The organism is Methanobrevibacter sp. 87.7 (assembly GCF_002208625.1).
Taxonomy (GTDB): Archaea; Methanobacteriota; Methanobacteria; order Methanobacteriales; family Methanobacteriaceae; genus Methanarmilla.
The window spans coordinates 1-13,032 of the sequence record NZ_MRCT01000038.1 but is presented as its reverse complement, the minus strand read 5'-3'; the positions used below and the strand labels follow the sequence as shown (position 1 = coordinate 13,032).

10 protein-coding genes are annotated in these 13,032 nt (G+C 23.6%); 6 read left to right on the top strand and 4 right to left on the bottom strand.

Annotation, left to right across the window (positions count from 1 at the left end):
- Positions 1 to 286: 286 nt before the first annotated feature.
- The 5 genes from BGI41_RS03030 (at position 287) to BGI41_RS03010 (ending at position 6,161) form a co-directional block, all read left to right on the top strand.
- A complete protein-coding gene (locus tag BGI41_RS03030) occupies positions 287 to 694 on the top strand; it encodes a translation initiation factor IF-5A (protein WP_088538769.1) in 408 nt (135 codons plus the stop codon).
- A gap of 219 nt (positions 695 to 913) precedes the next feature.
- Positions 914 to 1,810, top strand: coding sequence for an agmatinase (gene speB / locus BGI41_RS03025; RefSeq protein ID WP_088538768.1), 897 nt, complete (start codon positions 914 to 916; stop codon positions 1,808 to 1,810).
- Between the two features lie 675 nt (positions 1,811 to 2,485).
- Positions 2,486 to 3,214 carry an AzlC family ABC transporter permease gene (locus tag BGI41_RS03020; RefSeq protein ID WP_369829831.1) on the top strand — a complete coding sequence of 243 codons (729 nt, stop codon included), beginning with the start codon at positions 2,486 to 2,488 and terminating at the stop codon, positions 3,212 to 3,214.
- Between the two features lie 99 nt (positions 3,215 to 3,313).
- On the top strand, positions 3,314 to 3,628 hold the full coding sequence (locus BGI41_RS03015) for an AzlD domain-containing protein (protein ID WP_088538766.1): 315 nt from the start codon (positions 3,314 to 3,316) through the stop codon (positions 3,626 to 3,628).
- Positions 3,629 to 3,683: 55 nt separating this feature from the next.
- Positions 3,684 to 6,161, top strand: a complete 2,478-nt coding sequence (locus BGI41_RS03010) for an ATP-binding cassette domain-containing protein (protein ID WP_088538765.1) — start codon at positions 3,684 to 3,686, stop codon at positions 6,159 to 6,161.
- A 172-nt stretch (positions 6,162 to 6,333) separates the two neighbouring features.
- On the opposite strand, the gene BGI41_RS03005 is transcribed toward BGI41_RS03010, so the two are convergent.
- The 3 genes from BGI41_RS03005 to BGI41_RS02995 all read right to left on the bottom strand — a co-directional run bounded on the left by BGI41_RS03005 (position 6,334) and on the right by BGI41_RS02995 (position 9,740).
- Complete coding sequence (locus BGI41_RS03005) at positions 6,334 to 7,185, bottom strand: pyridoxamine kinase (protein WP_088538764.1); 852 nt, start codon at positions 7,183 to 7,185, stop codon at positions 6,334 to 6,336.
- 125 nt (positions 7,186 to 7,310) lie between these two features.
- Positions 7,311 to 8,279: a 5-methylcytosine-specific restriction endonuclease system specificity protein McrC gene (gene mcrC / locus BGI41_RS03000; protein WP_233126300.1), complete on the bottom strand. Its 969-nt coding sequence runs from the start codon at positions 8,277 to 8,279 to the stop codon at positions 7,311 to 7,313.
- Between the two features lie 21 nt (positions 8,280 to 8,300).
- Positions 8,301 to 9,740: an AAA family ATPase gene (locus BGI41_RS02995; RefSeq protein WP_088538763.1), complete on the bottom strand. Its 1,440-nt coding sequence runs from the start codon at positions 9,738 to 9,740 to the stop codon at positions 8,301 to 8,303.
- Positions 9,741 to 10,077: 337 nt separating this feature from the next.
- On the opposite strand from BGI41_RS02995, the gene fdhD reads away from it, so the two are divergent.
- Positions 10,078 to 10,908: a formate dehydrogenase accessory sulfurtransferase FdhD gene (gene fdhD / locus BGI41_RS02990; RefSeq protein ID WP_088538762.1), complete on the top strand. Its 831-nt coding sequence runs from the start codon at positions 10,078 to 10,080 to the stop codon at positions 10,906 to 10,908.
- A 221-nt stretch (positions 10,909 to 11,129) separates the two neighbouring features.
- Here the strand turns inward: fdhD and BGI41_RS02985 are convergent, their stop codons facing one another.
- Positions 11,130 to 11,918: a TrmB family transcriptional regulator gene (locus BGI41_RS02985; RefSeq protein ID WP_088538761.1), complete on the bottom strand. Its 789-nt coding sequence runs from the start codon at positions 11,916 to 11,918 to the stop codon at positions 11,130 to 11,132.
- Positions 11,919 to 13,032: the final 1,114 nt, after the last annotated feature.

Below are 13,032 nucleotides of genomic sequence, written 5' to 3'. Positions count from 1 at the left end.
ATTCAATATTGTATTAATTTTTTATAATACTATTCATTATTTGTCCTTTTAAATTATCGGATTTTATTTAAAAAACTTGTGTGTTTACTTTTTTCTTTTAAAAAGCTTTATAATACTAACATTTATATAAAGATAAGTTTAATATAATAATAGAATATTATGTTTTTTATATTCCAGATAATTTTTATTTAAAAATTATTCTTTTCTGATTTTAAAGTTAAAATCTCTTTTATTTTTAAAATCATTGATTATTATTTTATATTTATATTTTTTGGAGGATTTTTTTATGGCAACAAAAGTTGTAGAAGTTAAAACTTTAAAAGTTGGTAAATACGTAGTATTAAATGATGAACCTTGTAAAATTGTTGGTTTAAGCACCTCTTCTCCTGGTAAACATGGAGCAGCTAAAGCTAGAGTAGAAGCTATCGGTGTTTTTGATGGTCAAAAAAGAACATTAACTAAACCTGTAAACAGTAAAGTAGATATCCCTATTATTGATAAAAGAGTAGGTCAAGTTTTATCTATCCAAGGTAATAATGTTCAAGTTATGGATATGGAAAACTATGATACTTTAGATTTACCATTACCTGAAGAATTAGCTGATAAAATTGTTGAAGGTATTGAAGTAGAATATATTGAAGCTATGGGTAATATGAAAATTATGAGAACTAAAGGTTCAGCACCTAGTATCTAGATTTCATAATTTTTAATTATTTTTTTACTTTTAAATTTTATTTTACTTATTAATAGTCTATAATTAAATTTTTTGTGTTTAATTGTGGCTATTTAGGATTATTAGTTAGGTAGTTAAATTATTTTTAACTATAAATATTTTTTTAATTATTTTTTAATATAAAAAATAATTTATTTTTTACTTATTTTTTTAGTTTTTTACTTAATTATGGTGTTTTTAATGATATTTGGTATGCATGAACCTTGTAAATTTGCATTTTCTCAAGAAGATTCTGATTTTGATAATATTCCTAATGATGATAATTTATGGGGTATTATTGGTGTTCCATTTGATAGTACTGTATCTTATCATGTTGGTTCTAGATATGGTCCACTTGTTGTAAGAGAAGCATCTTATTCATTTGAATATTATAATACTATTCTTAATAAGGAACTTGATACTGTATTTTATGATTTTGGAGATCTTAATGCAATTCCAGGTAACTGTAAAAAAACATGTGATTTACTTGAAGATGTTGTATCTGATTTACTTAGTAATAATATACGACCTATTCTTATTGGTGGAGAACATAGTGCTACTAAAGGTTCACTTTCAGCAATAGCAAATAATCAAGAATCAAATGACTTATCTGGTATTACTATAATTCATATTGATGCCCATAGGGATATTATTGATGATTATCAAGGTGAAAAAGATTCTCATGCAACTGTTATCCATAGAGTATTTGATTTAAATCCTGAAGAAATTGTTCAAATTGGAATAAGATCATCATCATTAGAAGAGGAAGAATTTGTAAGTGAACATGATAATATTACAACATTTAAAGCAGATGATTTAAGAAAATCTTTTAGCTATTTACTTAATTATTTAGAGAGTATTAATACTCCAATATATATTTCAATTGATATGGATGCTCTTGATCCTGCATATGCTCCTTCTTTAGGTAATCCTGTACCTTGTGGACTTTCACCTGAGGATATTCAAGAAATTCTTTTATGTTTAAAAGATAAAGATATTTTAGGTTTTGATATTATGGAAGTTGCAGCTGATAGGTTAGGTGATATCACTGCAATTAATGCTGCTAAAATAATTTATGATTTTTTATCTCTTAGATAATTTTTTATTGATTTTAGGGATTAATATTAAATTTTTAGCTATTTACTTAATTATTTAGTTAAATATTCTTTTTTTAATTATATATTCAAATATTTTATTTATTTGTTTTTTAATTTTTTAATTAGCTATTTAATTTGATATTAAGTTTTTATTTATTATAATTAGCTATTTAAGTTATTTAATTAGGTATGGAGTTTTTATTTCTTTTTAATTAAGTTTTTATTTATTTAATTCAATATTAGCTTTTTATTTAATTGTAATTAGTTATTTAAATTTATTTAATTAGATATGAGGTTTTTAATTATTTCTAATTAGGTTTTAATTTATTTAATTTTATTTTATAATTAAATATTTAAAGCTTAATTTTATATTATTAATTATAAAAGATAAGGAGCATATCATGTTTTTATTAGCTAGATTACTAACTAGTTTTGTATTTATCAAATTTTTATATAAATTGTATTTAGAAAGTTTTCTAAGATTTTTAGATATTTTTAGTATAAATAAATCTAGGTTACAATTATCATGTTGATTTCTTATCTATTTTAAGTATTTCATAGGGATTTGCAATTATTTTATTGCTTTTTTATCTATTGTAGTACTTAATAATACTTTTTTAAGTATATTTTTTTTCTATATTTAAATCTTATTTACAGAACTTTAAAGGTGTTTTAAATTAATATAAAGGAAAAATTCATTTATGGTGTAAAAAAAGGTATTCCTATAACATTTGGATATATTCCAATGGGTATTGGTTATGCTGCCCTTGCTATTAAAGCAGGTGTTAGTCCTATGCAAACTATTGCAATGTCTATATTTGTATATGCAGGTGCAGGACAAATTATTGCAGTATCAATGATTGGTCAAGGTGCAACTTTACTTGCAATTGTACTTACTAATTTTGTTGTTAATTTAAGATACTTTGTAATGAATTTGTGTGTATATAATAAGGTTAGTGAAAATTCATTATTAACGAATATTTTAAGTGCACATTTTACTGTAGATGAATCTTTTGCAATATTTTCACTTATGGAAGAATCTTCAATATGGATTTATATTGGAATTTCATTAATTGCATACCTTTCATGGGTATTGGGTGCAGCAATTGGTGTAATGGTACTTAATATACTTCCAGTTATTGTTACAAATAGTTTTAATATATCTTTATATGCATTATTTGTAGCTATTTTAATTCCTGCAGTTAAACATGATAAAAAATTAGGTCTTTTAGTTGTATTTACTGGAATTTTGAATATTATTCTAAAACCATTTGTATCTAATTGGTCTTTAATTTTATCTACTATTATTGCTGCAGCAGTAGGTGTATATTATATTGATGATGAAACTGTTATGGGTTCATCTTCTAATAGTAAAGATGAGGATATTAAAACAAGATCTTATTAATTTATTGTTTTAGTTAATGATAAAGTTTAATTAGATTTTATTAATATTATTAAAAGTTTTTAAATAATTTGGTGATTATACTTTCAGGTAGGTTTTTATATGGTTGATGTAAATCTTGTAATTCTTGGTTGTGCACTTGTAACATTTATTCCTCGTTTAATTCCAGCAGTATCTGTTGATAAGTTAAATCTTAATTATAAATTTGAAAAGTTTTTAAATTTAATTCCTTATACTGCACTTGCTGCTTTAATATGTCCTGGTGTATTAACTGTAGATACTAATTTATGGTATATTGGTTTAATTGGTGCAGTTGTTGCAGGTTCCTTAGCATGGAAAAAGGTTCCTCTTGGTGCTATTGTTATTTTAACTGTTGTAGTTTTAATTTGTGTATATTCAATAGTTCCTTTCTTTTAGAATCTTGAATTTATAAAATAGTTTTAAAAGTTTAATATTTAATTAGAGGATAATAATGTTTAATAATATGATTATTATAAAAGGTGCTTATGTTCATAATTTAAAAAATATTGATGTTAATATTCCACTTGGTAAAATAGTAGGTATTGCTGGAGTTTCTGGTTCAGGAAAATCTTCTTTAGCTTTAGGTATTCTTTATGCTGAAGGTTCAAGACGTTATCTTGATGCATTTAGTACATATACAAGAAGACGAATATCTAATCAAAGTGAAAAAGCTAAAGTTGAAAGTATTGAATATGTTCCTGCAGCTTTAGCTTTACGTCAAAGACCAAATATACCAAATATAAGAAGTACTTTTGGTACCTCTACAGAATTATTAAATTATATTAGATTATTATTTTCTCGTTGTGGTAGTTATTATTGTCCTAATGGTCATTTAGTACCTCCTAGTCTTAATGTGTCTCGTGAATTACCAATTGTATGTCCTGTATGTGGTGAAGAATTTTATGGACTTAGTGCTGAGGAATATTCATTTAATAGTGATGGTGCATGTCCAAGATGTTCTGGTACTGGTACTGTAAGGGAAGTTGATGATTCTAAATTAGTTCCAGATCAAACAAAAACTTTAGAAGAAGGAGCAGTTAGAGCATGGAATCTTTTTGGTATTTCTTGGATGTATAGAGCAGCAGGTGAACTTGGTGTTCCTGTTGATGTTCCATTTAAAGATTTAAGTGATGAAGAAAAAGAAATAGTTTATCATGGAAAAGAAGTAGATTTAAATGTTGTTATACCTTTTAAAAATGGTAAAATGTTTGATTTAAATGTTAAATATCGTAATGCACATCAATCTATTGTTGAAGCTTTAAATGGTACAAAAACTGAGAAAGGATTAAATAAGATTAATCAATTTTTAACTGTTATGACTTGTCCAGAGTGTCATGGTTCTAGATTAAATAAAAGAGCAAATTCTACTTTATTAAATGGTCTTACTCTTGATGAACTTAGTCATATGACTTTAGGTGAAATTGTCGATTGGCTTCCAAGTCTTATTACTTCTTTACCTAATGAAATGAAGAATATGGCTAAAGTTATTATTGATGAATTTATGGATATTGCTAAAATATTAATGGATTTAGGACTTGATTATTTATCTTTAGATAGGAAAAGTTCTACTTTATCAACAGGTGAACTACAAAGAGTTCAACTTGCAAAAACTGTAAGAAATCATACAACTGGAATCCTTTATGTTCTTGATGAACCTTCTATAGGTCTTCATCCATCAAATGTAGATGGTTTAATAAGTGTTGTAAGAAAATTAGTTGAAGATGGAAATTCTGTTATTCTTGTTGATCATGATATTAGAATTTTAAGTATTGTTGATTATTTAATTGAGATTGGACCTGGAGCAGGAAATGATGGTGGAAATATAATATTTAAAGGTAGTCTAGATGAAATTTCAAATTCTGAAAATTCATTAATTGGTCCATTTTTAAATAAAGATGAAACTATTATTGTAAGAGAAAAAGCAACTAAAGAAAATATGTTTGATGAAGGAACTATTCATCTAAAAACATCAAATATTCATACAGTTAAACCACTTGATGTAGATATTCCTAAAAATAGATTCACTGCTATATCTGGTCCTTCTGGTAGTGGTAAAACAACTCTTATTTTAGAAAGTTTATTTCCATCAATAAAAGCATTAATTAATAATGAAGATTTACCTGAACATGTATTAGATATTGAGGATAATTGTATTAAACGTATTAATCTTATTGATGCAAAACCTATTGGAGTAAATGTTAGAAGTACAATAGCAACATATAGTGGAGTATTAGATGATTTAAGGAAATTATTTGGTAAATTATCTGATGAATATAAAACTCGTGACTTTTCATATAATACTGGTAAATTACGTTGCCTTACATGTAAAGGAACTGGATGTATAAATATGGATGTTCAATTCTTACCTGATATGGAGATTACATGTCTAGATTGTAATGGTTTACGTTATTCTAATGAAATAGATAAAATATTGTATAATGGTTTATCAATTAAAGATTATATGGTCTTAACTGTTGATGAAGCTTTAACTACATTAAACACAGATTCAAAATTAGAAAGAAAGATTTATAGAAAATTAAATACTTTATCTGAACTTGGACTTGGGTATCTTACTCTTGGAGAAGCTACTCCTACATTATCTGGTGGTGAAGCTCAAAGACTTAAATTAGCAAGTGATTTAGGTAAATCTCAAAAGGATACAATTTTCATATTTGATGAGCCTACAATTGGTCTTCATCCACTTGATGTAAGAGTCTTGTTAAAAGTTCTTCAAAAATTATTAGATAAAAAAGCAACTATTATTGTTATAGAACATGACTTAGATTTACTTGCTAATGCAGATTATATTATTGATATGGGACCATCTGGTGGTATAAATGGTGGTGAAATAGTTGCTAAAGGAACATTAGATGATATTATTAATAATAAAAATAGTAAAACTGCTATATATTTAAAAGATATTAAATAGTTTTTAAGATTTTTTAAAAAAAAATATATTTAATAATCTTTTTACTAATTTTTTAAAAAAAGAAAAAATAAGAATATATTGTTAAATAGTTTAACAATATTATTTTGATTGATACTAAGACTTTTAAAGGTTTAATGAGTCTTAATTAGCTATTTAAAAAATCTATTTAATTTTATAATAAATCATATAATTTTGGAATTACTTTTTCAAATTTTACTCCATATTTATGATTTGGGTCACCAACAGTTTCTTCAATAGCTTTTTTAGTAAATTCACCAGCAATTTCTGCAGATTTAGAAGGAGATTTACCAATCATAGATGATCCTACAAATGCTGAAGCAAAAACATCACCAGTTCCATGGGAAATGTAATCTATTTTATCATTGTATACAATTTTTGTAGAAGAAGGATTATTTTTATCTAAGACTATTGTTCCTAATTTATTTTCTTTATGTGTATCTCCTTTTAAGATAACATATCTTTTTGTAAAATCAGAAAGCTCATTTGCTATATCTAACATTTCTTCTTTTGAAAAATTTGGTTTCCAAGTTTTATGTAATAAATAACAAGCTTCAGTTGTATTAGGAAGAATATAATCTCCTACTTTACATAATTCACCCATTTTATCAGCAAATTCTTGGTTAAAAGCAGGATAAAATTCACCATTATCTGCCATAGCAGGATCAACAAATACAAGTCCTTCAGGTTTTAATCTTGAATCTATAATTTCTTTTATATAATCTAATTGTTTCATTGAGCCAATATATCCTGTATATATAGCATCAAAGTATATTCTTTCTTTTTCCCAATGTTCACGAATAGCTGGAAGATCTTCTGTTAAATCTCTACATGTATATCCTGAAAAACCTGATGTATGTGTAGATAAAACAGCAGAAGGAAGAACAGCAGTTTCAATTCCAAATGCAGAAATAATTGGTAATGCAACTGTTATTGAGCATTGTCCGTAACAAGATATATCTTGAATTGTTAAAATTTTTTTTGTTTCGTTTTTTTCATTTAACATAGTCTTATTTTTAATTAATTGTATTATTAATATTTAATTATTTTTTTACATCACTTAATTACTGTATGAAATATTGAAGTGTTCTTCTACTATTTGATTTAATTGTTCTTTTATTTTATTGAAGTCTACATTAAGATCAATGTTCTTACACTAATTTTATTTCCACTCATTTTGTATGTGTAATTTGGTTGTTCTTTTTCATCTGTTTTTGCATATAATAACATTCCCGATACTTCATGGGGTTTATATGATTCTTCTATTTCTTTATTTTTTACATATGTAAATATTTGATATAAATTTCCAGAATGTAATTTTCTTGTATTATAATATTCTTGCATTGTATGTCTGTAATATTTTGCATCAATAATTAATGTTTGATAATTATTTGTTAAAGTTATATCTGACTGCATTATTGGTAACATTCTGTCTATTTCATCATCTAATTGCCATTTAATTTGTGATGCTTCTGATTTTAATTGAGGAAACTCTTTTTTATAATATTCAAGTATAAATTTTTCATATAATTTTGGCATTCTTTCTTCATAAATATCCATAAGTTTTGTTTTTCCTTCTGTCTGTTTTTGTAGTAATCCTTTACTTGTTAAATAACATATTGCAATAATCATTCTGTATGTTTGATTGTTTCTGTAATATTGTATATTCCAGTTTACTGTTTTTAAATTTATAAAATTAACATCCTTAAAATATAAAACGATTCTTTTAAGTTTCTTTTTTCTTTTTTTAGAAAGATCTTTTGTTTTTAATAGTAAATATATAGTGGATTTTATTATTTGATTTTTATAAGAGTTTATTGTAAAATTATCATATTCACATATTAATTTTTTATTCCTTAATGTTCTAATAGATTGAGTTATATCTATTTTTCCACATATTGCAGATAATTCTTCTGTTTTTTCTATATAATCTTTTTCAAGTCCTCTCTTTATCTGTTTACTTATACTTATTATAAGTATTTCTGCAAATAATTCTGTAGTATTTTCAAATTCTTCAGTTTCTAACTTCTTATATGATTTTTCATGTAATACTTGGAATGCATATGTAAGCATGTAATAAATGTTTTTTATTGGAATCATTTAATCACATCTTTAATTAAATTATTCAATAATATTTCTTAGTTTACTACTCCAAGTTTCTACTTTATTTGGTTCATCAAACCAATATTCTTTAAGTAATGGGATTATTTCAAAGTTAATTATATATTTTAAGTTTTTATCAATTGTGTCTTTTTTTAGATTACAGAAATAACTATGTCCTATTTGGAAACCTTCACCAAGAACTTCATCTTCTTTTATTTCATTATTTAATTCTTTAATTAATTCAATTAGATTATTAAATTTAGGGTTGTTGAGTTCTTCTCCATATTTTTTAAAGTTTTCAGAATTAAATGCTGGTCTTAAGGTATAAAAGGCAAATCTTCTACGTAATGCATAATCCATAATTGCAAGACTTCTATCTGCAGTATTCATTAAACCAAGTATGTATAAATTTTTTGGAATACTAAATGATTCTTTATTATATAATAGAGGTACTTTATTTCCACGTTTATCTTTTTCTATAAGCATGAAAAGTTCACCGAAGATTTTACTTAAATTTCCACGATTTATTTCATCAATTATAAAGAAATAACTATTTTCTTCATCATTTTCTGCTTTTTTACAAAAATTATAAAATATTCCCTTTTCTAGGTCAAAACCTTCTTCAGATGGCCTATATCCCATAATAAAATCTTCATAAGAATAACTTTGATGAAATTGAACTAATTCTACTCTTTCTTTATCTTTAACTCCAATGATAGAATATGCTAATCTTTTAGATATGTATGTTTTTCCAACACCTGGTGCTCCTTCAATGATTACATTCATTTTATATTTAATTAAATCGATTAATTTATTGTATTCTTCTTCATTTATAAATGAATCTTTAAGAAAATCTTCTTTTTTATATTCAGGGTAATTTGTTTTTGGTTCCTCTTCTATATAATCTTCAAAAAGGTTTTTTATTTTCTCAATCATTTCAGGGTAATCTGTTATTTTTGTTAATGTTTTTAAAGGTAAAGTATCTTTATAATTAAAATTTTCTTTTTCTTTCCAATTAACAGGTATTATATTTGTATATTCTTTATCTTTTGTATTATCATAATAATATTCACCATCAACAATACCATATCCTATTATCTTGTGTAAACCTTTTTTAGCAAATATAATATCTCCTGGTTTGATTTCATTTGAAAATTGCCATAAAGCATTTGAATCATTTGGATATTTAGAATTAGTTTTATTAATTTCTTGTAATTTTTTTACTATTTCTTTCTTACTATTATACTTTCTTAAATCACTAACTTTATTCCAACCAATACCCATAACTTTTTGTTTGTAATATTCATTCCATTTATTTGCTTTTTCTCCTGGAGAATAAATCCAATAGTTACGTTCATTTATATTATCTGGATCACCAATTCCTCCTTTTTCCTGTTTTTCACTTTCGTCTTTATTTTCTTGTGTTGAATTTATCCTGGTATAATCTTCTGTTTCCATATGAATTCCCCCTATTTATAAAATATTAAAATTTTAAAAGTTTTATTTTATGTATTATTTTTAAATTACTAAAATGGGATATTATATATAATAATTTTAATTAGTATTTCATTATTATTTTAATTTTAAGCTTTTTATATTAATTTTGTACAAAATTAAATTATAATATTTTATTAGATATTTATTCAAAATATATATTATAATTAGGATATATGCAGTAATAATTTTAAATACTTAAGTAAAATTAATTGATATTTTAAATATAACATAGTTAAGAAATTTTAAATATAACTATTGTTAAATATTTTAAATAGTAATATTTTAAGGGAATGATTTTATGGAGTATATTAAGAAAATACCAGCTATTCGTTGGGAAGATGGGAAATATAAAAAAGTTGAAGAGATGACTGTAGAAGATGAAAATATTTATTTTCATATAGATTTACTTCCTCCACGTAAATTTTCAACTTATCCAACAGATCTTGAAGATTTTATTATTGGCTACTGTTTAGGGGATGGTTTAATAAAATCTATTGATGATATTATAGATATTAAAGTTGAAGATAAAAATGTAACAATACACACTAAACTTTGTCATACTCCTGAAGAAGATTTTGAAAGTGATGATATTTTACAAGAAAGGGAAGGTGGATGTAAACATGCATGTGCTTGTAGATTACTTGAATATCAAGGAGTAATGTCTGATAGTGCTGGTGGATGGAGATCAGAACTTAAAACAATTGAACCTGTTGAATCTGATTTAACTGTTGATGCAAGTGAAATTATTAAAAATATGAAAAGATTAACTGAAAAAGCAGAAGTTTGGCAGGCTACTGGAAGTGTTCATGTAGCACAACTAGTATATAAAGATAAATATATTACACGTGAAGATGTAAGTAGACATGTAGCTGTAGATAAAGTAATTGGTGCAGCTGCACAAAAAGGGTATGATCTTAGTCAATGTTATGTTACTTATAGTGGAAGAATGCCTGCAGATATGCTTATAAAAGTAGTTCGTGTTGGAATTCCAATTTTAGTATCTAATGCAGCTCCTGCTGGATCTGGTTATGATATTGCAGAGAAAGGTCATATTACTATGGTTGGTTTTGTACGTGGTAATAGATTTAACTTATACACTGCACCAGAAAGGATTAATCTTGATAAATAAGTATATTTTAAATTAATTTTTAATTATACTTATTTTAAGTGAATTTGTGTTTTAATTAAGTTATTAGGTTTTTTATCTTTTTTTAGTGAGTTTGTGTTTTATTTGAGTTTTTAGGTTTTTTATCTTTTTTTTAGTGTGTTTTTATATAAAATAAGTTATTATATTTAAATTCAAAATTTAGTAAAGTATTATAAAAGTAAAAAAAGTATAATTTTATAGAATTAGTAGTTATTACTGTTTTTTATTCTATAAAAATCGTTAATAAATATATTACTATAATTTTTAGAAATCTCTTCATATTTATTTAGTAATCCGATTATAGTACTTGGAATTATCTCATTATTTTCATTAACTCTAATAAGGGTACTAAGTGTTTCTTTTCCATCTACTATTAATAGTTTATTATATGGTATTTTTCCTTTAATAATATCTAAATTGCTTATTTTTGCATTTTTAAATGTTTCATAAATATTAATTCTTTTATTATTTATATTAGCTTCAGAATTTGCAATTATTTTTATTTGTATTTCATCAGATAAGTTTTTTAATGTTTTAATAAGATATTCATCTTCATTTTCAAATAATAATCCTATTTTTAAGTATATTGATTTTTTAGATTTTTTAATTAATTCAATTTCTTTGTTTATAATATTTTTTGTTGAATTTATTAACCAGATAGGTGCTTGTGTTTCATTCATCTGATTATTATATATTTCATTTAATTTTTCTTCACTATAATTAAGTTTTTTAATAAGTTCTTCTTTTTTCTCATTATATGCATTAAATGGAGGGATAATTGAGTATGTTAAAGGTCTTGTTCCATGATCTATTTTAATGAATCCTTTTTTATCTAACTCTTTTAAAACATAATATACTTTTGTTCTGGGTATTTTTGTAATCTCTGATATTTCATCTGCTTTTGCTGAAACTAATTTAGTTAAGCTAATGTATGCTTTTGCTTCGTAATGGCTTAAACCTAATATTTTTAAAGAATCTATAATGCTATCCATAATCTCACACTACTATTATTTTTAATCTTATGGGAATCAGCAAAGTATAAAATCTTATTTAGAAAGGGATAATTATTTATTTTAATTTAAGTATCTATTCAAAATTTAAAGAATTTAATTTTGCTTGAGTGTCCTATGAATTTTAATTAAACTTCTTAATATGATTGGTTTTTTCTGTTAGTTAAGGTTTAATTAATTTTTTTTAGTAAGAGTTAATTCTTGTGCTTAATTATAGTTTGATTTTATATTAAGATTTAATTCTTGTACTTAGTTAACTAATTAAATTTCTTTACTTTTTGTTGTTGTTTCTGAGTAGTTCTAATAATAATTATTAAGTTAAGTAATATTATTTTTCTTTATTAGTTTTAATAATGATTATTAAGTTAAGTAATATTATTTCTTTAATTTGATAATTACCTAAAAAATATGTTTTAAATTATTTTTTTAAATAATTTAATGTTTTTAAAGATAAATTTTATTTTTAGACTATCTATTTGTAGTTAATTTATCTATTAAAAAATTTAAAATTCATTAACTTTATTATAAAAAAACAATAATTTAAAGGTTTTGTAACTATTTAGTTATAAAAAGTTACATCTTTTTTATAAAAATGTTCTAAGCTATTTAATCTTAAAAATAAGGTATTTTTCATACTTTTCAAGTATTTTAGTTCGAATATATTCGTATGATTTTTTTAGTTTTTATATTGATTATTATATTTATCTATTTTTTGAAAATTTTATAGAAATATTCTTTAATTTTTATTTATTTTCATTTTTTGTATGGTTTTTTTAGTTTTTATTTAAATTTTTATTGTTTTTTTGAGTAGTGTATATAAGTGTTTTTTAGTTTTTTGTTTTTCTCTCTGATTTTTAAATAGGGTATATGGATATTTTTAGTTTTTTTTATTGTTTTTTTGAGTAGTTTATATGGATGTTTTTTAGTTTTTTTTATTTATTTATTTTCTATTGTGTTCGAATTTTTTTTATATGAATCTTTTTAGTTTTTTTCATTGTTTTTTCTATTAATCTTTGAATTTTTTTATGTGAATGTTTTTAGTTTTTATTTATTTTCATTTTTTATATGATTTTTTTAGTTTTTATTTAATTTATAA